General features: G+C 58.8%; 21 protein-coding genes. 12 read left to right on the top strand and 9 right to left on the bottom strand.

Going from position 1 to position 25,072, the window contains the following annotated elements:
* Positions 1-5: 5 nt before the first annotated feature.
* The 4 genes from IEW73_RS12270 to IEW73_RS12255 all read right to left on the bottom strand — a co-directional run bounded on the left by IEW73_RS12270 (position 6) and on the right by IEW73_RS12255 (position 5,287).
* Positions 6-935, bottom strand: coding sequence for a phytoene/squalene synthase family protein (locus tag IEW73_RS12270; protein WP_188675459.1), 930 nt, complete (start codon positions 933-935; stop codon positions 6-8).
* A complete protein-coding gene (locus IEW73_RS12265; protein ID WP_188675456.1) occupies positions 932-2,485 on the bottom strand; it encodes an alpha-(1->6)-mannopyranosyltransferase A in 1,554 nt (517 codons plus the stop codon). The genes IEW73_RS12270 and IEW73_RS12265 overlap by 4 nt, the downstream gene beginning before the upstream one ends.
* Before the next feature lie 127 nt (positions 2,486-2,612).
* On the bottom strand, positions 2,613-4,166 hold the full coding sequence (gene crtI / locus IEW73_RS12260) for a phytoene desaturase family protein (RefSeq protein WP_188675453.1): 1,554 nt from the start codon (positions 4,164-4,166) through the stop codon (positions 2,613-2,615).
* Positions 4,167-4,189: 23 nt separating this feature from the next.
* On the bottom strand, positions 4,190-5,287 hold the full coding sequence (locus tag IEW73_RS12255) for a polyprenyl synthetase family protein (RefSeq protein ID WP_372433634.1): 1,098 nt from the start codon (positions 5,285-5,287) through the stop codon (positions 4,190-4,192).
* 179 nt (positions 5,288-5,466) lie between these two features.
* Here IEW73_RS12255 and metF point away from each other — a divergent pair, with 179 nt between their 5' ends.
* Positions 5,467-6,390, top strand: a complete 924-nt coding sequence (metF, locus tag IEW73_RS12250) for a methylenetetrahydrofolate reductase [NAD(P)H] (RefSeq protein WP_229676029.1) — start codon at positions 5,467-5,469, stop codon at positions 6,388-6,390.
* Between the two features lie 14 nt (positions 6,391-6,404).
* On the opposite strand, the gene IEW73_RS12245 is transcribed toward metF, so the two are convergent.
* The 5 genes from IEW73_RS12245 to IEW73_RS12225 are packed head-to-tail and all read right to left on the bottom strand — an operon-like array spanning position 6,405 to position 11,526.
* Positions 6,405-7,709, bottom strand: a complete 1,305-nt coding sequence (locus IEW73_RS12245; RefSeq protein WP_229675986.1) for a glycosyltransferase family 2 protein — start codon at positions 7,707-7,709, stop codon at positions 6,405-6,407.
* Positions 7,672-8,388 (bottom strand): LppM family (lipo)protein, encoded by a 717-nt coding sequence (locus IEW73_RS12240; RefSeq protein ID WP_188675447.1) that lies wholly within the window; start codon positions 8,386-8,388, stop codon positions 7,672-7,674. Before IEW73_RS12240 ends, IEW73_RS12245 begins: the two co-directional genes overlap by 38 nt.
* 4 nt (positions 8,389-8,392) lie before the next feature.
* Entirely contained in the window at positions 8,393-9,280 is an 888-nt protein-coding gene (locus tag IEW73_RS12235) for a carotenoid biosynthesis protein (protein ID WP_229675985.1), read from the bottom strand.
* Complete coding sequence (locus IEW73_RS12230) at positions 9,268-10,848, bottom strand: phytoene desaturase family protein (protein ID WP_188675443.1); 1,581 nt, start codon at positions 10,846-10,848, stop codon at positions 9,268-9,270. The genes IEW73_RS12235 and IEW73_RS12230 overlap by 13 nt, the downstream gene beginning before the upstream one ends.
* A 54-nt stretch (positions 10,849-10,902) precedes the next feature.
* Positions 10,903-11,526: a GNAT family N-acetyltransferase gene (locus IEW73_RS12225; RefSeq protein WP_229675984.1), complete on the bottom strand. Its 624-nt coding sequence runs from the start codon at positions 11,524-11,526 to the stop codon at positions 10,903-10,905.
* A 207-nt stretch (positions 11,527-11,733) separates the two neighbouring features.
* Here IEW73_RS12225 and IEW73_RS12220 point away from each other — a divergent pair, with 207 nt between their 5' ends.
* The 11 genes from IEW73_RS12220 to ftsW all read left to right on the top strand — a co-directional run bounded on the left by IEW73_RS12220 (position 11,734) and on the right by ftsW (position 25,048).
* Positions 11,734-12,192 (top strand): SAV_6107 family HEPN domain-containing protein, encoded by a 459-nt coding sequence (locus IEW73_RS12220; protein ID WP_188675440.1) that lies wholly within the window; start codon positions 11,734-11,736, stop codon positions 12,190-12,192.
* A gap of 183 nt (positions 12,193-12,375) precedes the next feature.
* Positions 12,376-12,831, top strand: a complete 456-nt coding sequence (locus IEW73_RS12215) for an SCO2097 family morphological protein (protein WP_188675437.1) — start codon at positions 12,376-12,378, stop codon at positions 12,829-12,831.
* Between the two features lie 373 nt (positions 12,832-13,204).
* On the top strand, positions 13,205-13,636 hold the full coding sequence (gene mraZ, locus IEW73_RS12210; protein WP_188675434.1) for a division/cell wall cluster transcriptional repressor MraZ: 432 nt from the start codon (positions 13,205-13,207) through the stop codon (positions 13,634-13,636).
* A 230-nt stretch (positions 13,637-13,866) separates the two neighbouring features.
* Positions 13,867-14,874 carry a 16S rRNA (cytosine(1402)-N(4))-methyltransferase RsmH gene (gene rsmH / locus IEW73_RS12205; RefSeq protein ID WP_188675431.1) on the top strand — a complete coding sequence of 336 codons (1,008 nt, stop codon included), beginning with the start codon at positions 13,867-13,869 and terminating at the stop codon, positions 14,872-14,874.
* Positions 14,874-15,572, top strand: a complete 699-nt coding sequence (ftsL, locus tag IEW73_RS12200; protein ID WP_188675427.1) for a cell division protein FtsL — start codon at positions 14,874-14,876, stop codon at positions 15,570-15,572. Before rsmH ends, ftsL begins: the two co-directional genes overlap by 1 nt.
* A gap of 98 nt (positions 15,573-15,670) precedes the next feature.
* A complete protein-coding gene (locus tag IEW73_RS12195) occupies positions 15,671-17,437 on the top strand; it encodes a peptidoglycan D,D-transpeptidase FtsI family protein (protein WP_188676846.1) in 1,767 nt (588 codons plus the stop codon).
* 181 nt (positions 17,438-17,618) lie between these two features.
* Complete coding sequence (locus tag IEW73_RS12190) at positions 17,619-19,235, top strand: UDP-N-acetylmuramoyl-L-alanyl-D-glutamate--2,6-diaminopimelate ligase (protein WP_188675424.1); 1,617 nt, start codon at positions 17,619-17,621, stop codon at positions 19,233-19,235.
* Positions 19,232-20,779, top strand: a complete 1,548-nt coding sequence (locus IEW73_RS12185) for a UDP-N-acetylmuramoyl-tripeptide--D-alanyl-D-alanine ligase (protein WP_188675421.1) — start codon at positions 19,232-19,234, stop codon at positions 20,777-20,779. The genes IEW73_RS12190 and IEW73_RS12185 overlap by 4 nt, the downstream gene beginning before the upstream one ends.
* A complete protein-coding gene (gene mraY / locus IEW73_RS12180; RefSeq protein WP_188675418.1) occupies positions 20,776-21,861 on the top strand; it encodes a phospho-N-acetylmuramoyl-pentapeptide-transferase in 1,086 nt (361 codons plus the stop codon). The genes IEW73_RS12185 and mraY overlap by 4 nt, the downstream gene beginning before the upstream one ends.
* Positions 21,834-23,420 (top strand): UDP-N-acetylmuramoyl-L-alanine--D-glutamate ligase, encoded by a 1,587-nt coding sequence (murD, locus tag IEW73_RS12175; protein WP_188675415.1) that lies wholly within the window; start codon positions 21,834-21,836, stop codon positions 23,418-23,420. The genes mraY and murD overlap by 28 nt, the downstream gene beginning before the upstream one ends.
* Positions 23,420-25,048 (top strand): putative lipid II flippase FtsW, encoded by a 1,629-nt coding sequence (gene ftsW / locus IEW73_RS12170; RefSeq protein ID WP_188675412.1) that lies wholly within the window; start codon positions 23,420-23,422, stop codon positions 25,046-25,048. Before murD ends, ftsW begins: the two co-directional genes overlap by 1 nt.
* Positions 25,049-25,072: the final 24 nt, after the last annotated feature.

The following is a 25,072-nucleotide window of genomic DNA, read 5'->3' as shown; positions in this document are numbered from 1 at the left end:
GTTGTTTAACCGCTGGATTGCTGAACGCGGGATGACTCGATGCGGAGAGCGGCGGCGCGGGCCATCCGCGGCGCCGCAACCATGAATCGACGCCGCTTCGGCACTGCCACCCGAGAAGCGAAGACCTCGTAGTCTGCGTTCTCAATTTCGGCCAAGATGCCGCCATAGAGCAGAAGTGCTGTTTCGACGCAAAGCCGCGGTTGGGGCGGAAGCAGGGGCAGTGCCTTCTCAGCAGTGCGGTAATAGGAACGCGTCAGCGCAACAAAATGCGCTAGTGCACGTCGCACGCGTTGGTCTGTTCGGCGCGTGTCGACACAGTGAGCAATAGTGTCTTCTGTCACACCAAATGCGGCGAAATCGTCGAGCGGCAAGTAAATGCGGTCTCGCCGATAGTCGTCGGCGATGTCGCGAAGAAAGTTTGTGAGTTGAAACGCGTCGCCTAACGCGGCTGCGCCCTCAATCGCGTCGGCGCTATGCGCTCCGAATACGGGGAGTAGTTGCAAGCCGATGACCGCGGCTGAGCCATACATGTACTCGTGTAGTTGCGCTATGGAATGGTATCGGTCGCGAAATGCGGGCGTACCAGGGATATCCATGCGCATGGAGTCGAGGAATCTCCAAAAGTACTCGAGCGGTATCGAATAGGTCGAAATGGTGTCGCACAGGGCGAGAATTATTGGGTCGGTGGGTGCTGCCTCCCCGTTGAGGGCTTGCCGCAACTCGAGTTCAACGCTGTCGACGTAGGCCGCCTGCACTTCAGGATCGTGGTCGCCTTCATCAATGACGTCATCGACTTGTCGAGCGAACCCGTATAGGGCGTAGATCCCTGGGCGTTGAGCCGGATCTAGTACTTGCGTCGATAAGTAGTAGGTTCGCGCGTGGTGGGCGGTAATGCGCCGACATAGTTCGTAAGCGTGCTGCAGCTGCGCGGTCACGAGACCCTTTCTGGAGCAGGAGTGGGTCGGCCAGTGAGCCAGCGAAGATTAAGCGGATCCTCGTTGCGGAGTGACGCAGCGGCAACAATGGCGACGAAGAATGTGAGCGTGACATGAACCCAGTCGTACATGCCGTGGGCTCCATCAGGGCGGAAGATCACCATCAGCCACACAGATAGTCCAGTGAGGAACACGAGTGTCCGCTGACTGAGTGCAAACCCTGCGGCAATGGCGATTGGCCACGAGTAGTACCACGGTAGGGCGGCGGGCGACAGGATCACGATCGCAAGTAACGCGAACAGCAATCCAAGAATGGCATCACGCTGCGTGTGACGACCCCGCCACCACACCGTCAACAGAATGATGAACATCGCGACGCCGCAGATCATTCGTGTGACGTCCAACGCTGAACCCAGTGGAACGCTGGTAAACCACGTCACGATGTGCGCCAGGATGGTCGGTAGTGACAACCAGTTAACGATCAACGCGGAACCTTGCAAGGCGGTTAACCAGCCAAGGCCGAGCCCGGCAATAGCTGATAGCGCGCCTAAGACGGCCGCGAATACCGCAACGCCAATACCTGCGGTTCGAAAGAACAGAAGCACAGGTGCGGCGGGTTGTCGGCCCTGTTCGATAGCGTCGTCGCGCAGGTGCACCATCCAAATCCACACAATGAAGGGCAGTGCAACACCTGCTGTGGCTTTCACTGCGAGCCCTACGGTGACAACAGCGATCCCTGCAATGTGGTATCGCTGCAATGCGAGGACAACACCTGCCGCCATAAGGCCGACCATGAGGACTTCGTTGTGCACCCCACCGATGAGGTGAATGAGGACGAGTGGGTTGAGTACCCCAAGCCAGATCGCGATCGCGGGATTACCGCCGAGGTATCGAGCCAACCGTGGAACGGCCCACAATGTGAGGATTAGGCCAGGCAGCATAGCAATGCGCATGAGCATCGTGCCTATGACGATGCTGTCACCGGAGATGACAGTCACCAGCATCGCAATCAACATGAACGCGGGGCCATATGGGGCTGGTGTGGTCGTCCACACCGTGCTGACGTTCTCCAGGATGATCCCGGGGTTTGCAACAGGGCCCACGGAGTAGGGGTCGAACCCGTCACGAAGCAGCGCACCCTGAGCTAGATATGAGTACGCATCACGACTAAACAGGGGTACTGAAAACAGCATCGGGACAGTCCACAGCAAGACTGTGAGCCGCAGTTCAGCGAGCGATACGTCACCGCGGATCGTGGCACGGCCAAGACGCACCCACGCCCAAATCATGAGGAGCACCCCGACCCAGAGGAGGATGCTAGCGATGACGAGGCCATGCCCGTATCGCAACCACGACAGCTGCATTGTTTCGAGTAGCGGATCGTGTCGACGCAAACTTCCAGAACCGAGGCCGCCAACGACCAGCGTTAAGGCTCCTACGAGACCAAGTAGCGTGGCACGTCCGGTTGCACTGGCAAAGAACACCCGTAGGCTACCGATCCGACGCTCGTCGGCGGTGGTCTGCAACGAGACTCTGTTTGTGGCGTTCATCGGTCTGATCATTCCCTAGGGTCGCGTCCCGCGGCGGGCCATTGCGGCCAAGATCGCAACTTATTCTAACGGCGGGTCAACACGGCCCTGCGCTGGGGACGATGCTCATGGCGAAGTCGATCAACCATCACCCAGTTATCCGCCGCGCCGCCAGTTTCCCAGAAATGATCGTCGTCGGAACGCCCACGCCGGGTGTTGTTCCGCAGCCCGAAAGAACGACATTATCTATGCCCTTGACCAAGTTGCGCCTTCGGAAAGGCCCTGTCTGGGGGAAGGTGTGAGCTGCGGAGAAGGGCGTACCAGCTCCCATGCCCTGCCGTAGCCACGTCCCGGGGGAATCGACGTGGTCGACGACGAAATGTTCGGCGATGCCCTTGTACCCGCGGTTTTCAAGAACGCCCAACAGTTCATCTCGATAGGCGGGGCCAAGTTTGTCCCAGTCAAGAGGTGCTGATTCCAAGTTGGGGGTCGGGGCCAAGATCGACAATAGTTCGTGCGCCCCAGGGGAGTCGGGATGGTCGTGGCGGTTAGCGACAGCAAGACCCGGGTCAGTGATAACAGGCCGAGTGATAAGCAGGGATGGGTCTGACATGACCCGACCCTTGCCGCGCCTAGCCGTCAACTCTTTGAAGGTGGTATCCCACGCGTCGCCAAAATCGATGGTGTGGTGCGCCTGTGCGTCCCATAGCGAAGATACGGACTGCGGAACGGTGCCGTGGAGGATGAACGCCGACGGTGACCACCGGAGGCGCCTGCGTGGACGGCGCGCTGAGGTAGGCGCGAGGAGTGCGTCCACGATTGGCAGGTCTGCCGTGAGAACAAAACTGTCGCCGGAGATGCGGTCGCCGTGTTCGGTGATTGCAGCGGCGACGCGTGTGCCCTGGGCTTCGAGGCTGGTGACAGCAGTGTCGAGCTTCAGTGTTCCGCCTGCGTTGACGAACGCTTCAGCCATCGCTTTGGTGATGTTGTGCATGCCACCGTCGGGGTAGTACACGCCGAGCGAGGTGTCCATGTGGGCGATGGCGCCGTAGACGCCAAGGGCTTTCGCTGGAGGCATCCCGGCGTACAGAGCCTGGAAAGTGAAGATTCGTTGAAGGCGCGGATCGTGAATTCGTTTGGCAACCTGCCGACCCAGCCTGCTGAACCCTCCGAGAGCCACGAGTTTCGTCATGTCGCGTGCCGCGGAAGATGAGTTCATGAGGTCGAGCGGCGAATCAAAATTGGACGCAATGAAGCGGTCGAATTCCGTTTCGAACATTGTCTGAAGCCAAGTTCTGAGCTGCCTATAACGTGCTGCTTCGTCATCGCCACATACCCTGCGAACTTCAGCTTCCATTGCCTCAGGATCAGAGTGGACATTGATGCTTGTGCCGTCGGCGTACCGTGCGTGATAGGCCGGATCCATGCGCCGTATGTGGAGCCCGACGGTGTCCCGGTCGGTACCTACTGCTCGAAGTGCGTCGTCAATTAAATCCGGCATGGTGAGGACGGTGGCGCCACTGTCGATGCGGTACTGGTTGTCTGGACCAGCGTATGCGCCAACTCTGCCGCCAGGTTCGCTGCTCTGCTCCACAACTGTGACCGAACGTCCTGTTCCGCGCAGGTGTAACGCAGCAGAAAGTCCGGAAAGCCCAGCACCCACAACAACTACGTGTTCTGTCTTGCCCGCGATGGTCTTCATTCTCGTCCCCTTGTACTGAATCGTCAGAAAGCTCTACGTGTAACAGTGAGTGCCATCTGATGTAGTTGCTGTTTCGCGCTGTCTGTGGCGGTGCTGTTTTCCAACGCAGCGAGACCTCGGTCAGTAAGGGTGCTAATGCGTTGTTCGACAGCGTCGACGGCGCCGAGATCGACGAGAAGGCTCCGAATGGTATCGATGTCGTGTGCTGACAAGTCGGTGCCGATGGCCTTGCGCAAGAACTGTGCGTCCTGTGGTCGCTGCGCGTCCGCCCGTTTGAGGGCGTGCGCCAAGAGTTCGGTTCGTTTGCCCTCGATGAGATCGTCACCGGACGGCTTGCCAGTCAGTTCTGGATCGCCAAAAACCCCGAGCAGGTCATCGCGCAATTGGAAGGCGATGCCAATGCATTCCCCGTAGGTACGAAACGCGCTTATTAACTCATCGTTGGCGCCTGCTATGGCCGCTCCGAGGTGTAGCGGGCGTTCTACTGTGTAAGCGGCGGTCTTGTATCGGTTAATTTTTTCGGCGGATTCAAGACTGCCATCGTCAGAGGCCTCGACCACAATGTCGAGAAGTTGCCCTCCGAGAACCTCAGTGCGCATCGCCGACCACACCGGGAATGCCCTGAGGTGTGATTCACGCGGGAGTCCCGCGCCGTGAAACATGTCGTCAGCCCACGCAAAGGCGAGGTCGCCGGTAATGATGCCCGCAGCAACGCCGAACCGGTCAGCGTCGCCGTTCCACGCGGAGTTTGCGTGGTGGGCAGCGAACTCGACATGCACGGTGGGGTGGCCGCGTCGGGTGTCAGAATTATCAATAATGTCGTCATGGACAAGTGCGCACGCCTGAATGAGCTCCAACGATGCGCATGCGGTGAGAACTGAAGGTGCCTCCGGTGATTCCGGGTTTCCTCCGGAACCGACCCACCCAAGCCACGCAAACACGGGTCGCACACGTTTTCCGCCGCGCAGCACAAACTTCGCTAGAAGGTCAGCCACCGCTTCATAGTGTGGTCCAATTGGCGCCACCAGTGCCTCGCGCGATACAAAGAATTTCTGCAACTCACCGCTAATTGCGACGGGTAGGTCACGGGCAGCGTGAGTAATCGTTTCCGTGCTCAGCACTGGCTCCTGTCATCGGTGGACTGCATCCTCGTTTCAAGAGTAGCGGCCATTTTCTGACAAGGTGAAGCCAACCTGCTCTGCTGCCCGCAGACTTCGGCTCCGCGACGCATTTGCCCACTATCCGTATGCTGTGTGGTGTGACAAGTGAGGCAAGCACACCAGGAGGCCACGGCGGGCGCGTGAGCCACACACCTTCGATCGTTGAACGAATTTCCAGCCATACAGGGGGAACGCCGTTTTCGGTGGAGTTTTATCCACCTCGGAATGAGAAGGAAGAGCAACGGTTGTGGCGTGCTGTGCGCACGTTTGAGCAGCTACATCCAGCGTTTGTCTCCTTGACCTACGGCGCTGGCGGATCAACCCGCGACCGCACGGTGCGGATTGCTGGCCAGCTAGCCGAGGAAACGACGCTTCTCCCAGTTGCGCACCTCACAGCGGTGGGGCATAGCGTTGACGAGCTTCGCGGCCTAGTGGGCTCCTACGCTGACCGCGGAATTGTGAACCTGCTTGCGTTGCGCGGCGACCCTCCTGGTGACCCCCTTGGCCAATGGGTCAAGCATCCGGAGGGCGTTGAGTACGCGGAAGAGCTTGTCCGTATGATTCGCGAACTGGGTGACTTCCACGTCGGCGTAGCCTCATTCCCCGAAGGGCACTACCGCGCTCAAGACCTTGACCACGACACTCGCTATCTCGTGGCGAAGCTGAAGGCTGGAGCCGAATACTCGATCACTCAGATGTTCTTCGATGTTGAGGATTACCTGCGTCTCCGGGATCGTGTAGTTGCAGCGGACCCCATTGAGGGCGAGAAACCAATCATTCCCGGCATCTTGCCCATCACGTCGCTTCGGCAGGTCCGCAAGATTGTGGAACTGTCTGGTTCGCAGATCCCAGGCTGGCTGGACGAGCGTCTTGCGCGCGCGGCTGGCAACGGACCAGAAGAGGATCGTGCCGAAGTCCGGAAAGTCGGCATTGAACTTGCTACGGAGATGTGTGAGCGCCTCGTAGCTGAGGGCGCGCCGTGTTTACACTTTTGCACCCTGAACTTCGCGCGAGCTTCCCAGGAAGTATTGACGAATCTGGGGATGGCGCCGGTCCCAGCTTGAGCGAACTCCCGGATCTATCGGGCGGCTAGTTCTTGCTGGGAGATCTGTGCCACCTGCGGGAGTGCCCGGCCCTTCCACGAGGTGGATCCGCGGACTTGCCGGAATCGTGACGACGCAAGAAGGCCGATAAACGCAACGGTGGAGAGTGGGTGCGCCACCGCACTCGCTGAGCTGGCAATTGTCGGTGTTCGCTGATGTTCAGCGGACCACACGATCATCCGGGAAGCTACCGCTGCTGTGTACCCCACAATCCCGATGCGGCGCACGGCACCGCCGCCGCCCACAGCCAGCAACGGCGGCGCGATATAGGCAAGCGTCGCAACAGCAGCTATGGTGCAGGACTTCACAGGGCCACCGAACGCAGTGCCGAGCCACCGTGTATATCCCGCGTGCAAGTCGCGCGCACTGTCGTACATTCGACAACGCGCCTGCCCTGACGCAAGAACCACTGACGTGCCAACACCGTTCCCCCGAAGGAGCCTGGCGAGATCAAGATCCTCGGTAAGGCTATCTTTCACAGCCGCATGACCACCGGCCGACTTATATATGTTCCGGTCAATGACAAGAAACTGCCCACAGGCCACAGCATGGTCTGGGTTTGTGCTTTGATTTGTCATCCACATGGGGGCGAACGCCATCCAAGACCACGCCAGCAGCGGTTGTACAACAGTTTCCGACGCTGTAAACGCACATTGTGCGGGCCAAACAGACACAAGCTCAGACTCAGTACGACCAAAATACTCGACAGATCTTTCTATTGCATCGGGTTGCAGCCGAACATCGGCGTCGAGAAAAACCAACACATCAGCGACCCAGCCCTCATCCGCCATGCCATCGACATGTGCTGCTAGTCGATGGCACGCATACTGCTTGCCAACCCAGCCAGGCGGCGGATTCCCTGTGCCGGAGAGAACCTTAAATCGCGGATCTGACCCCACTGCACGTTTCGCAGTAGCGAGTGTCGCATCCGTTGAGTTGTCGTCCAGAATTATTACCCGCAGATCGAGTTGCGCACGTTGACCTTTGAGGTCAGAAATGAGACGCGGCAACGACTCTTCCTCGTTGCGGGCAGGAACGCATATTGCAATCCGATCATGGCGGCGACGAGAACCACGTATTGGAACAGTCGGAAGCCGAGGCGTGGCGACAGTGTTCGCTGTCGCCAAAATCGCATTACCCACAGCGATAGTTGATCCAATCGCTACGACGGAAGCAGCAAGTTTTCGCCACGATTTACGAGTGCCACGATGCTTCCCTAAGTGCCGAGGGCGTGCCATCACATCAATGCATGAGTTCACTTGGCTTGGGCGACCGGTCACGGTTGAACCACGCCAAAGCTCCAACCACCACCGCCGCGGCGACAGCCAAACTGATCATGAATCCGGCCCAGCCTGCAAAACTGCGAGTATTCGGGTCTGTGTACGTCGCCTCCGCGCGCAGCGTTGTCAGCTCACCCGGTGCGAGATTCCACGTGACTGTTCGCCCGCTGGTCTTCTCACCGTTTGTGGCAGCAATATTCGACGGAAAGGTGACTGACACCCGGGCGTCTGACCCTTCGGGCGCATTGCGCAAGTCCGCACGACCTGTCAGTGACACAGTGCTACCTGACCGCACGAGCCGAACATCAAAGTTGCCCGGGACATCAGACGTCGAGAGCGCGAGTTGGCGAAGGTCAGCGAAACTTAGTCCGTTAAAGACCATGTCGCTACCAACGTAACCATCTTCGGCCCAGGGCTGCACTCTCACTCGGGTGCGCAACGAATCCTGAACTCGAAGCTGCGGACCCAGTGACTCCTCATCGTCAGCCAGCTGCGCAACGACAATGCGCCCGGAAACTCGGTCGTCCTCCGAGATACTGAGCGAAATGTCAGTACGCAAACATCCCGTCAACAGCAAGGTGAGGGACACGAGCAACAGCGCAGCAGGAGCGATACGCGCAGCTCGTCGGCGAGTCGCCTTAATTGGCGTGGCGTAGTGAGGCGTAGATGAATCGGGCACGGCACTATCGTGCCAGGTCTGCACCGTCGTGCGTGCGGCGACCGTGCATGTCGCGGTCTTTCCGTGACATGAATCTCCAGTTTCGGACACACCACATCACTAGTGGAACACCAGCCGCCGACATGCCGATAAGGCCATATACGGCGGAAATCCGCAAGTCAGCGTCTTCGATCTGGGGGGCCAGGAACACAGCGTGTGCAACAAAAGACCCTAGCCACGTCCAGAAAAATAGGATCAACGGTGCTGCGTCTCTGCGCAAACGCACACCATCCGGCACGGTGTCTGACGATTCAGCGATCTCTAATGCCGTCGCCACAATGACACCGACGAGCGCCCAACCTAGGTAGTTGGTCAGCGGAATGTCGAATCCCGGCAACAGTGGGCCCTCGGAACACCATGTCCAGTACCCAGCAGTGACCATCTGTGGGTCCAAGTACAGGTCCCAACCAACAATGGTTGCCGCGACGACAGGGATACGAATCGCTGCTCGGCGGGTATGCCCCGATCGCCTCGCAAACGCAGCAGTGGCGGCTGAGACTGCGCACCAGATCGGATAGCTGCCACCAGCCCACGCCAGTGGAACAACCAACGGAACATCAGCCAGGTTGGGGCCAAGCCGGTCGAGTGCATATTCGTAGCAACCGAAAGGAAAACCAGTTGCAACTCCTACAACCTCGGCTGCGAAGCCAACGCCGGTGGCAGCGACCACAAGTGTGACAAGGAAACGCGGTCCACGAGTTATCCATGCGTGCACAAACGCCGTCGCTGCGAGCAGGGTGACAACAGCTACGGTGACAGCGTCGTTGACCGAGCCAGACGTGATTGGGTAGGCAATCTGGGTGAGTACGGCAACGGCCGCAAGGACCAGAGGAATCTGCCTTATGCGGGCCAAGCGAACCTCCGTCTCATCGCACCGAGGCGCGCATCCTCTAAGGCCAGGCGTGCGGCCGACCTGCCACTAAAACCTGAGACGCCACCACCCGGATGTGTCGATGCGCCTGTCAAATACATTCCAGGAGCGCCGGGCACCCGATGCTGTGACAAGGCGGAAGCGGGGCGCCACAGCATCATCTGGTCGAGGCTCATTTCAACATGCATAACATTGCCGCCAATGAGTCCGAGTTCGTCTTGTAGCGCCTGCGGAGTCTGTACATAGCGATCTAGAACGCTGCTTTCGAAGCCGGGGGCGTACCTTTCGAGCTCGGCGACGATGCGATCGGCCGCATCGTCCCCAGCGTCCTCCCACGAGGCGGCCGGGTTAAACGGATGCCATTGCGACCACAGCGTAATTTGGTGTTCTCCAGCCGGAACTAACGTGGGATCGATGGCGCTGAAGCTCATAGCCAACGTCACTGGGCGTTCCGGGAGATCGCCAGCCAACATTGCGCCATGTGATCTTCGTAGATGTGCACGATCCGTGGTGAGCAGCTGCAGGCTCGATAGAACCGCGTCAGCGTTGTCGGCTGCTGAGGGATACTGAGGCAGCGCGCTTGTGCGCAGGCGCACAGCCATCCCCAACCCGGAACCAACTCTGATGCGCCGTTTCCATTGGTCCAAGCGTTCGTCGTCGAATCCGCCGTTCGCAAGCAGGCCGATGGTAGTCAACACATGGCAGCCAGCGATGACCACGGGGGCTTGGAACCGGCGACCAGATTCGGTAGTGACAACCCACTCTTTGCCGAACCTCTCGACGCTCACAGCCCCGTCGCCCGAAACGATATGTCCGCCGTCGCTCCGTAGCCGTTGAGCCAGGGCGACTGTGAGTGCCCCACTCCCTCCCACCGCTCGTCCTGGCGGAAGTGAATGCATGAGTGCGGCGAAGCCGACCATTGGTGCACTGCCTGGTTCCGACATTGGTGGACCAGATTGTGCGCCGAACCACGCTAACGCAGCTTTAAGGTGCTCATCCGTGAAGAACTCGTCTAACAGCGCATCGCCGGACGCCATGAATGAGCGTGACAATTCTGCGGGGTCACCACCTGTGTCTAGCCCCCAAAACGACCGAATGAGGTTGCGCGGACTCGGCGGCAACGAAAACGCTTGCATGACCTTTTTGCTGCGTGGCCCCCATACATCGACAAACCGGCGATAGGCGCGGGCCTCGCTGGCCCCGCAGGCATTAGCAATAGACGCGCACGTATCGTCAATATCACGCCAGAAGACAATTCCGGGGCGAGCGGAACCGGGTTCGGTCGGTGCAAAGGCCCAAGGATCGCAATCTATATACGACAATCCGAAGTTGGACAGGTTGAGTTCTTCGATGATCCCACTGTGTCGGATCATCAAGTGAGCCGACGAACCGCGGTCGACCTTGTGGCCGGGGAATCGTTCCACTGTAGATACTGCGCCGCCTATCACAGTGTCGCGTTCAAGGACCTGCACATTCCAGCCTTCGCGTGCTAGGAAGCAAGCACTAACTAGTGCGTTGTGCCCTGAACCAATCACGATCGCATCGCCCATGTGTCGCCACATTACGTGAACGAGTGTCGAGCGACGGTGTGCGACCGCTGCCGCCTACGGCGTTGAACATTCGAGCGGTTGCACCGGTAGCGAGCGACCGAGGATGGCAAATGGTCGGGGGTCTCCGTCAAACCGAAAGTTTCTGAGGACGTCGTCGAAGCCTAGGCGGCGGTATAGCCGCCACGCACGGTTGCTTTCGCCTGCAATTTCGGGAGTAGAGAGTAGGACGCGCTTGTGATCAACGCCGTTTAGTAGTTGCAGCAGTAGGCTTTGCCCAAGGTTGCGGCCCTGCACCAGCGGATGAATATGCAACTCGGTCAGTTCAAAATAGTCCTCGAGTTCGACGTCTGCGGCAGCAACTCCGCGAACGTCGCAGATTCCGTTGCGAACCTGCTGGTACCACCATTGCTGGGAATCACCCGAATACCCGTATGCGATGCCGACTAGCGCATTGCTGGGGTTTTCGCGTGGCTGTCTTGTTTGCGGTCCGAAATGTGTGAGTGCCTCCACTCCCGATGTGAATGCTCCCGTTGCTTTCCATCCACGCCGCAACGCATGCTCCGCCCACATGGGCGCGCGCCGCCGCGCTACGGACGGCGGGTACCCCATGGCGGCAACGTAGATCGACAGTGCCTCATTGAGGCGCTCTCGCAGCTGCGAAGGCGAAAGGTCGGTCACGAGGGGATGCACGGTAGTGGGGGACTCCTTAAGTGCAGATTCTTGTCAGAGTGTTTCGTTACATTCAATACATCGAACGAGTGTTCGAGTAGATCGCACCCGCCTGAAACGGAGCTGCGCCGTTCCAAGTTTGGGCGACGTCTCAAGTTCTGGCGGGGGCTGCCTGTTCTGCGGGGTCTGCTTGGCTGGAAGTGTGGAGGTTAGTCAATGCGTCAATCTACAACTAAGCGCTTGAGTTGCGCCTCGCCGCAGCGTGTTGGACATGCGATTTTTCACGCGGAACGACTGCTTCGCCGGGCGGACAGTTTGTTTGCCGAAGCCTCGAATGCGGAGTGTGTTGAAGATCGTTTCCGTGCGGCTTACATGTCGGCCCTTCGTGGTGCGGGCGCGCTGGAGGAGCTATACGGGGCGAAGCCGACCAGGGGGAGGCGATCGCGAAATGCATGGCAGCTCTTAGCGGGGATTGGGGCTGAGTGGGCTGAGTGGGCGACGGTGCTCTCTCAGTATTCCTTGCGGCGAGCTGTTCTCGACGTTGGTGGGGGTGTGCCGTTGTCGTCAGGTGAAGCTGACGACTTGCTGACGAAAGTGGGAAACTTCCTCGATGACACCCACCGTGCTGTGATGCGCGTGCGTGCAGAGTCACTGCCGGATTCTAGTGTGATGTAGATCACTAAACCAGCAGCCCAGGGGGTGAGTAAGTGTGCTAGTGAAAAAAGTGCGACAAAACGCATAGCTAATCAGTGTGGTACGAGGTCGCATCAGGACATATCATAGTGGTAGGTTCCTTCCGAGTTAGGAACCCGTCGTGCCACAGGTGCGACTTCCACCACCAAGTTCGGGGGAGGGAACGTGCCACTCTCCGAGCACGAGCAGCGCATGCTTGAGCAAATCGAGAGCGCGCTCTACGCTGAGGATCCGAAGTTCGCATCTCAGGTGCGCACTGCGAGTACACAGGGGCCGTCGACGCGTCGTCGGTTCCAGTTTGCTGCCCTTTTTGGACTAGGGCTTGTGCTTCTGATTGCAGGCGTTGCGCTCCCAGTCTCACTGGGGGGATTCCCCATCGTTAGTTTTGTAGGCTTTCTCGTGATGTTCAGCACGGGAGTATGGGCGTTGCTGGGCAACCACGGGCGTGGGGGTTCCGCCGAAGATGCGGAGTCGCCAGCCGACGGTACAGCGCCTAAGAATGGTCCTGGGTCGAGCAAAGGTGGCAGGCCGAAGTCGGCGCCAAAGCGAAACCCAAAGGGATCGTCGGGAAGTTTCTCAAAACGCATGGAGGAGCGCTTCCGCAAGCGTTTTGAACAGTAGCAACACGTAAGTAAGTGGGGCATCACGGGAATCCGTGGTGCCCCACTTTTCGTCTATCTAGACGGCAGTTGTGAATTCGGGCCAATGCACCCACTTCTCCCCACCTGGACACCTTGGGGCATTTTAGCGATCGGCTTACCTCGCATGATCACGTCGTCACGTCGAAGCGAGGTGGCGACCCAATGTGCGCATCGATGTTTCGGGGTGCGGCGCCCCACCGATCACCACCTCGCTTAGCTCAGAAAATGCCGAAATATCCATCCCCAACACGACCGTATTTAATTGCAGGTGGGGGAAAGTGGGGTAACGTGGTGCCCGGTGGAACCGCTTGAGGTTCCGCACAGGCGGCTGGTGTGGAGGAGGTGTCGACGACATGTTCTTCGGCACGTACACACCGAAGCTTGACGACAAAGGCCGCTTGACATTGCCGGCAAAGTTTCGGGAACTACTGGTGGGAGGTGTGATGGTTGTAAAAGGCCAGGACCACAGCCTTGCCGTATACCCGCGCGCAGAATTTCTCGAACTTGCACGCAAAGCCTCTGCAATGTCGAGAAGTGATCCGCAAGCCCGCGCGTTCATTCGCAGCTTGGCATCGGGCGCAGACGAACAGCATCTGGATGCGCAAGGGCGGATCTCGATTTCTTCAACCCACCGCAAATGGGCGACATTGTCGAAGGAATGCGTTGTCGTCGGATCGGTCGACTTTCTCGAAATCTGGGATGCGACAGCCTGGGAGAGCTACCTATCTGACAACGAAGATGACTACTCGCAAGCTGCAGACGAAGTTCTGAAGGAGATTCTTTAGTTCATGTCGAACAGTTGAGGAGCCCACATCCACCATTGCGTGGTGGTTGGTGCACCGCGGCCTCTATCCGGTTGACCCCCTGACGTACTTCCCCAACGCCAGGTGCTCCACCCGGATGGAGACCACGGAGCACCCGCCAGGGCTGTGGCAGTCGAATGGCTGTGGCAGTCACTTCCTAATCGTCCACACCTGTTAATGACCGCCTAATCATCAATGTTGTAGGAGCTGCCATGAGTGACGAGGTGCCTCAGCATCCGCTCAAGGCCGCGGACCGCCACATTCCCGTGCTTGCGGGGCGTGCTGAAGAACTACTTGGTCCCGCACTAACGCGCATCAACGCTTCGGGGCGTGGTGCAGTTCTCGTGGACGCGACTCTAGGGCTAGGCGGCCACTCAGAGCGCTTCTTGAGTATGTTCCCCGAACTGCGTCTCATAGGCCTCGATCGCGATACCACGGCGCTGACCTTGGCGAAAGAAAGACTGGCACGCTTCAAGGACCGAATTACTTTTGTGCACACCCGGTTCGACGGTTTCGCGGAGGCATTGCACGAAGCCGGTCTGGATGACATTGGTTCGGTCGACGGCGTGCTCTTCGACCTCGGTGTGTCGTCGATGCAACTCGATGAAAAAGACCGCGGGTTCGCCTATTCCATCGACGCACCGCTAGATATGCGCATGGACACCACCACAGGCCCAACTGCGGCTGACGTGCTGAATACGTATAGCCATGGCGAACTGGCTCGAGTTTTGTCGACCTATGGCGAAGAACGGTTTGCTGGCCGCATCGCGTCAGAAATCGTGAAGCAAAGGGTGTCGCAACCGTTCACGACCAGTGCGCCTCTCGTGGAGCTGCTTTACCGGGCGATTCCTGCCGCAACGAGGCGTACAGGTGGCCACCCTGCCAAGCGGACCTTCCAGGCCCTGCGCATTGAAGTCAATGGAGAGCTCGATGCGCTGAACAATGTTATTGACCCCGCGTGTGACGCACTGACAGTGGGCGGTCGTGTCGTTTTTATGTCGTATCACTCGCTGGAAGACCGCATCGTCAAACGTGCGCTTGCCGAACGAATCAAGTCTCGTACCCCGCACGGGCTGCCTGTCGAACTGCCGGGCGCCGGCCCCGAGTTTCGTCTTCTCACACGAGGCGCCGAGCGCGCTTCGGAAGAGGAAGCCGCTGTGAATCCACGCTCGTTGCCTGTGAGGTTACGTGCGGCTGAACGTATTGCTAGGAGAGAATGATGACGACTCTAACTCCGCCACGCAGAAGTCGAGACCAGAAACGTCGAAGTGGGCGACCAGCCTCTCAGGCGCTCTCGCCCGCGGCCCGACGAGCCTACGCAAAACGCTCAGTTCGCTTCGGTGACACTAAGCCGGGGCAAGCACCGCTCGCCCGGGCTGTGAAACAAAGGGCGAGTCGTATCCCCTTCGTGGCGCTCATTATTGCGATGCTAGTAGCGGGGCTTGCGTTGACACTCCTGCTGTCAACACAAGCAGCGCAGCAGGCATATCAAATTTCTGAGGCGAAAATGCACACGAAGAAGCTTTCCGAAACGCGCGAAGCATTGCTACGCGATGTTGAGCTCGGGCAATCAGCACCGGAGCTTGCGCGCCGCGCGGGCGAACTCGGGATGGTACCGGCGCCGCACCAGGCATATTTGGTGGTCGCAGCAAATGGCGACGTCAAAGTAGTGGGCGAGCCACGCGCAGCAACGGGGTCACCATTGCCTCCATTCAACACACAACCTTCGCGACCAGATCAATCAGGTCCGCGCTCCGGTTCGGCGGAACGTGAACTCGAGGTTGCAATACCCATCCCCATTGACGAGTTGCCAAACCCCGGTCAGTTACCCGAAATTGATCGCGAGGGACAGCCCTCTGAGCTACTTCTGCCCGTGGGTGATCCCAATGCTCGAGACGATGTTCTTGGACAGCCGTGACAAAGTCTCAACGTAAGCGAAAGCCAACCAGTTCTCCGCGGCAACGTGGGGGAGCATCAAACCCATCCGGACCACGCTATCGTGTCGCCGGATTTGTGATGTTTTGCGCCTTGAGTCTCATCGTTGTGCAGTTAGTCAATGTGCAAGGCATTTCTGCTCCACGGTTGTCCGCGGAGGCGGCTAAGCAACGTACCGTCGCCATGGTCGATCCCGCTAAGCGAGGCGCAATTGTGGATCGCCACGGCAATATGCTGGCCTTTACAACAGAAGCGCGGGCATTGACGTTTCAGCCGGTTCGCGTTCGAGAACAGCTCGAAGCACTGGCTGAATTGAATACCGACGCACCTGAGCCACGGGCTCGCCTACTGGAAATCGCGCGGGGCGTATCAGCAGCCCTCGATGGCGAGGTTTCGGAGCGGGCGCTGCGTCGTCAGATACTTAGTGACGACTCGTTCCACTATCTCGCACGAAGCGTTGATCCTGCGGTTGCAACGGCGATCCAGGAGGAATTCCCCGAAGTTGGCTCGGAACGGCAAGACATTCGTCAGTATCCGGGCGGTGCTCTTGCCGCCAACGTCATCGGTTCGACGGGGTGGGACGGTCACGGATTGCTCGGGCTGGAAAAATCCATGGACACCGAACTAGCTGGTCAAAATGGTTCACGAACCTATGACCGAAGCGAAGATGGTGCGGTAATCCCGGGAAGTACCAGGGATGTTCAACCGGCCCAGGATGGCAAGACTGTCGAGCTCACCATTGACAACGACATCCAATTCTTTGTTCAGCAGGCCACCCAACGTGCTGTCGATCTGTCGGGTGCACGTGCAGCGTCTGCGATGGTTATGGATGTCCACACTGGAGAAATTCGGGCGATTGCTAACGACGGGACGTTCAACCCAGCTCTCGGGCTCGGCGCCCCAGAGAATCAGATTGCCGAACTTGGCATTCCCGCGATCAGCACTCCCTTCGAGCCGGGTTCGGTGGCAAAAATTGTTGCCGCCGCAGCAGCCATTGAAGACGACCTGACCACACCGGACGAGGTACTTGATGTTGACGGCCAAATCCGGATGGCCGGTGTCACTGTGCGTGACGCGTGGGTACACGGAGTGGTGCCGTACACAACCACCGGAATTTTTGGAAAGTCCTCGAACGTGGGGACGCTGATGCTCGCCGAGCGGATCGGCGAAGAACGTTTCGCGGAAATGCTGTGGCGATTCGGTGTAGGCCTGCCTACCGGTGTCGAGTTGCCCGGCGAAAGTGTCGGCATGGTTCCACCACTCGATCAATGGGGCGGGGGAACATTCGCCAACTTGCCTATCGGTCAGGGCATGTCCATGACACTGCTGCAGATGGCTGGCATCTACCAAGCCATCGGCAATGACGGGGTCCGGATCCCACCACGAATCATTAGCGCGACAGTTGATTCCTCAGGGCACCGAGCAGAAACGCCCCGGCCTGAAGCTGTCGAGGTGGTAAGTCCTGAAACTGCTCGCGTCGTGACCGATATGTTCCGTAGCGTCGTGCAGTCCGATCCCATGGGTTATCAGCAAGGAACTGGACCCCAAGCGGCAGTTCCCGGCTACCAAATTTCGGGAAAAACCGGTACAGCCCAACAGGTTGACCCGAACTGTGGATGCTATTCCAACTCGATGTACTGGGTGACCTTCGCAGGAATTGCGCCAGCGGACGACCCTCGATACGTCATAGCGATCATGCTTGATGCACCGGTCAGAAATGTTGACGGCGGCGGCGGACGGTCAGCAGCGCCGCTGTTTAACACGATCGCGTCCTGGTTGCTTCAACGCGACAATGTGCCGCTGTCCGCACCAGCGCCAAAACTGATCCTTGATACAAGCGCACCCTGAAAATACCCACAATCACACGAAATTTACTGTGAACAGATCGGTTTCCCAGGGAGCCTGCGAATGTGACAAGGGACCGGTAGCGTTTCTTTGTGCCGGACGCGAACTCGGCACTGTACGCTAACTCGGCACTGATATGGCCCAAATGCTAGGGCTGCCCAATTGTCGGCTTGCAGAGTCATTGATGAGAACTGAAGTAGGGAGGAGCGGGCCGGTGGCGCACGCACACAACGATGATCGTCCTCGCACGCCACGTCCGCACAGTCTCGCTCCCGTTTCGTTGGCGACACTCGCGACCCTTTCAGACGCACTGTTACATGGCGACCCCGGTGGTACAACGGTGCGCGGTGTCGAACTGCGCGCCCAAGACATCCTCCAAGGAGACCTCTTCGCGGCACTTCCGGGAATTAAGGCGCACGGCGCATCGTTTGCCGCTGACGCAGTGGCGCGCGGAGCCGTAGCTGTGCTGACCGATCACGCGGGCCTTGCGATCATCGATGACGTTGTCTCGAAGGACATACCAGTCCTGGTGCACCAGAATCCACGTTCAGTTCTGGGCCTGATCTCTGCCGGCATTTACGACAATCCATCGGAAAAGCTGACCCTCATCGGCATCACAGGCACATCTGGGAAAACAACCACCGCGTACCTCGTGGAAGGCGGTATCGCGGCAGCTGGCTACCGTGCGGGACTCATCGGCACTGTAGAAACCCGCATTGACGGAGTTCCTATTCCAAGCGCACTGACAACACCAGAAGCGCCACAGTTGCAGGCGCTGCTCGCCGTGATGGTGGAGCGCGGAATTGACTACGTCGTGATGGAAGTATCAAGCCACGCGCTTGCACTGGGCAGAGTTGACGCATGCGAGTTTGCCGTAGGCGGATTCACGAACCTTTCGCAAGACCACCTCGACTTCCACAGTGACCTAGACGACTACTTTTCCACCAAAGCCCAGCTGTTTGATGGCAAGGTACGCGCGCCCGCACGTCGAGCGGTGGTGTGTGTTGACGACGACTGGGGCAGCGAAATGGCTCGCCGCGCAATTGGCGATGTGACGACGGTGTCCGCCGATGGGCATGCTGCGGACTGGATCGCGCGTGCGCCTGAAGTAACTGGTGTGGGAGTGCAAAGGTTCACCGCAGAAGCTGCTGATGGCACGCAACACGTGGTGTCGATATTGCTGCCAGGTCGGTACAACGTCGCCAACGCGATTCTATCGGTGGCATTGCTTGACGCCGTTGGAATACCCGCAGCATCCGTTGTCGAGGGGCTTGCAAAAGTGCAAGTTCCTGGGCGAATGGAGCGAGTTGATAGGGGACAGCAATTTCTTGCTGTTGTTGACTACGCGCATAAACCGGGCGCAGTGGAGGCAGTGCTTGCAACATTGCGGGCACAAACGTCGGGGAAGATAGCTCTCGTACTTGGCGCCGGTGGTAACCGTGACGCAGGAAAACGGACCCCGATGGGCGAGGCCGGAGCTCGTGGCAGTGACTATTTTGTGATCACTGACGACAATCCGCGCGACGAGGATCCTTCTGAAATTAGAGCAGAGCTCGCCGCCGGTGCCCGCCGGGTGCCAGAGAATGAACGAGCAATCATTCGTGAAATTGCTGACCGTAGCGAGGCAATTGGTGACGCCGTTCGGTGGGTAGGTACCCATGGGGTCGGCGATGACGTCGTAGTGGTCGCAGGTAAAGGCCACGAATCGGGACAGGAAGTACTTGGAGTGAAACAACCGTTCGACGATCGGATAGTCCTAGCCTCCGCCATCGACTCCATCTTGGGCGGAGTAAATCCATGATCCCCATGACATTGCGCGACATAGCCGAAATCGTTGGCGGAACCCTTCACGACGTGCCTGATGACTCAGTGGTCGTTTTAGGCCCTGTTGAGTTCGACTCCAGAAAAGTCACCGAAGGGTCGCTGTTCCTGGCACTCCCTGGAGCGACCGTGGACGGCCACGAATTTGCTGACAAAGCCGTCGCAGCTGGCGCGATCGCGGTGCTCGCCGCGCGTCCAGTCGGTGTTCCAGCGATCGTTGTACCACCGTCGTCATCCGCGGAATCAAGTGAATCTGGGTGGGCTGGGACTGCGATGGCACTTGAGCACGACACGGATGGCTCAGGCGCTGCAGTGCTTGCTGGGTTCGCGAAACTCGCCCGGGGAAGTGTTGACCGCTTGAGCGCAGAGCATGGTTTGACAGTGGTCGGCGTGACTGGTTCAGCGGGGAAGACATCAACAAAGGACCTCATTGCCGCAGCCTTGACGCCGCTAGGTGAGGTGATTGCGCCTCCAGGGTCGTTCAACAATGAAATTGGGCACCCGTGGACAGCACTTCGGGCCACACCCGACACAGATTTCCTAGTCCTCGAAATGTCGGCCCGTGGCCCAGGGCACATTGCTGCGCTAGCGCGAACTGCACCTCCCAAAATTGGGGTCGTGCTGAATGTGGGGACCGCACATCTCGGCGAGTTCGGGAGCCGCGAAGTCATTGCACAAACTAAGGGCGAACTTCCGGAGTCGCTCCCGTCCGCGGAGCAAGGCGGCGTCGCGATCCTAAACATTGACGACGCTCTAGTCGCCGCGATGGCGCAGCGAACATCGGCCAGGGTCGTTTTCGTCGGCCAGTCTGAAAAGGCGCACATACGAGCTGTCGACATAACGATGGACGAACAAGCGCGGGCGTCATTCACGATGGTCACGCCGCAGGGCGAAATCCCAGTCAAGCTGGCAGTCCACGGTGAACACCTCATAACGAATGCGTTGAGCGCAGCAGCTGTCGCCCTCGAATGTGGCGCGACCCTGCCCGCGATAGCCGCATCGCTAGGGGATGCGAAAGGGGTGTCCGGTCGACGCATGGAGGTATCCACGCGTCCCGATGGTGTCACCGTCATCAATGACTCATACAACGCCAACCCAGACTCAGTTCGCGCTGCGCTGAAAGCCCTCGTGACAATGGCACGATCGGGCGGGACCCGCCGTCGTTGCTGGGCGATTTTGGGGGAAATGGGCGAACTAGGTGATGATTCCGTTGTCGAACACGATCGCATTGGGCGCCAAGCTGTTCGTCTACTGATTGACAAGCTTGTTGTGGTGGGGACCGGTCGCCCGTCGCACGCAATGCATCAAGGGGCGGTGATGGAAGGGTCGTTCAACAACGAATCTATTCTTGTTGACGATCCCGCAGCTGCGCTCGACGTTCTAGTCGACGAACTTGAACCGGGAGATGTTGTGTTGGTTAAAGCGTCCAAGGCAATCGGCTTGTGGGTTGTCGCCGATGCGCTTCTTGCGCAATCGCAGGCACTGCCCGCTGATGTGGCAGAGAGAACGGAGAGTACACAGTGACACAGGTACTGATTGCGGGTGGCTTAGCCCTCGTTGTGTCCATACTGCTCACACCATTTCTAATTCGAGCGTTCTCCAAACAAGGCTTCGGGCAAGAGATCCGCGTCGAAGGACCACAGTCGCATCAGGCTAAACGTGGCACCCCATCAATGGGTGGCGTTGCCATAGTTGCTGGTATTTGGGCTGGATATTGGGGCTCACACCTGTTCGGCGTTGGTATCGACGGCGATGGGCCAACTGCATCGGGCATGTTGGTTCTTGGGCTTACCACCATGCTCGCCGGTGTCGGTTTTCTCGACGACTTCATCAAAATTCGCAAGCAACGCAACCTCGGGCTGAACAAGACTTCGAAGCTTGTGGGTCAACTTGTCGCTGCCGTTGTCTTCGGTGTGCTGCTGCTGCAGTTCCGCAATGACGATGGCCTCACACCCGCTAGCCCAAACCTGTCCTACGTGCGTGAAATCACCACAGTGTCGATGGGCGCTTTGCTGTTCATCATCTTCGTCTACTTCGTTGTGACGGCATGGTCGAACGCAGTGAACTTCACAGACGGTCTCGATGGTCTCGCCGCGGGCACCACCGCAATGGTGGTTGGCGCCTACGTCATTATCACGTTCTGGCAGTACCGAAACTCATGTCAGATTGTTGCACCTGAGCCAGGCTGCTACAACGTCCGTGATCCGCTCGATATCGCGATTCTTTGCGCCGCAGCTGCGGGCGCCTGTGTGGGCTTCCTCTGGTGGAACGCGGCACCAGCCAAGATCTTTATGGGTGACACAGGATCGTTGGCACTCGGTGGTCTGATCGCAGGTGTATCGCTGACCACTCACACCGCACTCCTGATGATCGTTCTCGGCGCAATCTTCGTCGCAGAGTTCCTCTCAGTCGTCATTCAGATCGCAGTATTCCGAACCACTGGCCGACGGGTATTCCGGATGGCCCCATTCCATCATCACTTCGAACTTGGTGGATGGGCAGAAACCACGGTAATCATTAGATTCTGGCTGCTCACGGCTATCGCTGCGGCTCTTGGCGTCGGCTTGTTCTATGGCGAATGGGTTGCGGCATCGGGGGGACTGTGAGTACAAATCCTGCATCACCTACGTTTGACCAGTTCGCTAACCTGTCAGTTCTCGTCGCCGGTGCGGGAGTTTCCGGCATCGCCACAGTCAGAGCCCTGCTCTCCCTCGGCGCGGACGTAACAATCGCGGACTCGCGCGAAAAAGCGCTCGAACCGGCTGTCGAACTCGGCGCTCGCGGTCTCCTGCTTGATCCCGACAACTCGCCTACATCCGAAACTCTCGACGGCTACCAACTGGTCGTTACTAGCCCAGGCTGGAAACCCGACTCGCCGCTTCTTGTCCTGGCCCACGAACGTGGTCTCCCTGTGTGGGGCGATGTCGACTTTGCTTGGCGACTAGATCAATCAGGGATTCTTGGGCCGCCGCGAACTTGGTTGGCAATTACAGGCACCAACGGGAAAACAACAACGACCACAATGCTGCACTCGGTTCTGCGCGCAGCGGGCTTGTCGAGCGCCGCCTGCGGGAACATCGGCCTTCCGATTCTCGACGCGCTATTTACTGGGGCATCCGAAGGTTCCGGTGCGCGGGTTGATGTGCTGGCCGTCGAACTGTCGTCGTTCCAGCTACATTGGGCGCCATCACTTCGCCCCGAGGCTGGTGTCATTCTGAACATCGCAGAAGACCACCTTGACTGGCATGGCTCAATGCAAGCTTATGTGGATGCAAAACTTCAGGTACTGACAGGCAAGGTCGGTGTCCTTGGTCTCGACGACCCAGTCGCGGCAAGTCTCGTGTCACGATCACAAGCCGAGCGCACGGTTGGTTTCCGGCTTGATTCACCCGCCGAGAATGAAATTGGAATCGTCGACGGAACTGTAATCGACCGCGCATTCGGTGACGCGGACGGCATCATGCCCGCAGCTGACATCCAACCAAATGGTCGGCCCGGTGTGCTCGATGGTCTCGCCGCGGCGGCGCTCGCCCGCGCAATCGGCGTCAGCGCCGACGCCATCGCCGAAGGACTGCGTACACACGAAACAGGCCCGCACCGCAACGCTTTCGTGGCCGAAGTCCGCGGTGTGCGCTACGTGGACGACTCCAAAGCAACAAACCCGCACGCCGCTCATGCGTCACTGACGACGTACCCCCGAGTGGTGTGGGTTGCGGGCGGACAATTGAAGGGCGCATCAGTCGAGGAACTCGTTCCCGCGGTGCGCGAGCAACTCGTTGGTGCGGTGGTCATTGGTGTCGATCGTCGACAGATCGGTGACACAATCGCGCGACACGCCCCCGATGTTCCCGTAGTCGAGGTCATCGCGGGCGACGATGGAACCGTGACAGCAACTTTGATTCACAACGGGCGCCGCAACTCGGCATTGCCCGCGCACGTGCCGCCAGGAGCGGACTCAACCGGTGGACACACACCGGGCGGGAACTCAGCTGATGACGTCATGCGACTTGCGGTGTATTCGGCGGCGCAACTCGCTGAACCCGGTGACACTGTTGTGCTCGCTCCTTCTGCGGCATCACTCGACATGTTCCGCGACTACGGCCATCGAGGGCGTAGCTTTGCATCCGCGGTGAGTGCGCTAGCCCAACTGGGGGCGCATCCCTGATGGCCCGAGCAGGAATCGGGCGGCCAGGCCTTCGTACCGCACTGGTCACTAGATTCGGCGCGTGGCTCGATAGGCCCCTCGCGTCGTTTCACCTTATTCTCTCCATAGCGGCCCTGTTGTCGATCCTCGGACTCGTGATGGTGCTGTCAGCGTCGAGCGTGTCCGAATACACTCGATCAGGTTCCGCCTACTCGATGTTCATACGGCAGCTCGTCTTTATCGCTGTCGGTTGGATTGCTTTCTACCTTGCTTTGCGAACCCCCGTGCGAGTTCTGCGCAGGACAGCATTTCTTGGCTTGGTTTTAACCGCGATTCTTTTGGCTCTCGTACTTGTGCCGGGTATCGGTGTGCTGGTCAACGGTGCCCGAAGTTGGTTCCACGTAGGGCCATTCGCGTTCCAGCCGTCCGAGCTCGCTAAAATTTCGCTCGCCTTGTGGGGCGCTGTACTTCTCGCTGACCGCGGAGTGCGCACCCGAAATGTGCGTGACATGCTGATTCCGCTTGTGCCTGGAGCGCTAATTATCTTCACATTGGTTGCCCTGCAACCGGACTTCAGCACGCTCGTTGTGCTGTTCTTCATTCTGCTTTCTCTGTTGTGGTTTGCCGGCCTTCCTCTTGGATACTTTGTGGTCGGTGTCGGATCTATTCTGTCGGTCGCGATGGTGATGGCTGTCGCTGAGGGGTATCGCACGCAGCGGCTCCGCTCATTCTTTAACGCGGATGATGACCCACTCGGAGCCAGCTATCAGGCGCGGCAGGCAAAGTTTTCCTTGGCGGATGGTGGGTTATTCGGCGTAGGACTGGGGCAAAGTAGGGCGAAATGGAAGTTTCTACCTGAAGCGCACAACGACTTCATTTTTGCCATCATTGGTGAGGAACTCGGATTCGTCGGGGCAGTAGCTGTCCTCGGAATTTTTGCTCTATTTACCTACACAGGTCTTCGAATTGCAGCCCGCTCAGTCGATCCATTCTTGCGATTGTTTGTGGCGACGTCGACGGTGTGGATCATTGGACAGGCTTTTATCAACCTGGGTTACGTTGTGGGCCTTTTGCCTGTTACGGGGTTGCAGTTGCCGCTGATTTCCGCAGGCGGTAGCTCGACAGTTCTAACATTGTTGATGTTCGGGTTGATGGCGAACGCCGCTAGACATGAACCCGAGGCGATCGCGGCTCTGCGCTTAGCTTCGAAAAATGGAAAGGGGCCGAAAATTCTGCGGCTCCCGCTGCCGGAGAAATACCAGCCGCCCAAGCCCATACAACGGCGTGAGCCATCTCGCGCTGACTACGACGATGCGCGCCGCTACGGCGTACCGCACGACGTTTTTGCTGATGAGTACGTGAACCCGCGCTATTACCGTGACCCGCCATGTCCGCCACCTGTGGCTGCGCACCGACCGCGACGCAATCCGCAATCGCGCTCCAGTGGCGGAAATGCCAGCACGAACAGTGCGTACCCGCACCACCGCTATTACGACGACCCGCCCAACAGAGTCGATCCGCGTGTGCGAGCGCCGCAATCGAACTCACGGGGGGCGAACTCTCGGGGTTCCAACACTCGGGGGTCGAACTCTCGGGGGTCCAACCAACCGCGTTCGGCCCCTCACCGTCGCGGTGAGTGGTATGAGTGAGACACGACTACAGAGGAGCGCAAA

Origin of the sequence: Hoyosella rhizosphaerae (assembly GCF_014643175.1) — a bacterium.
Classification (GTDB): domain Bacteria; phylum Actinomycetota; class Actinomycetes; order Mycobacteriales; family Mycobacteriaceae; genus Lolliginicoccus; species Lolliginicoccus rhizosphaerae.
The sequence above is the reverse complement of the archived record's forward strand: the minus strand, read 5'-3'. Positions and strand labels throughout refer to the sequence as shown.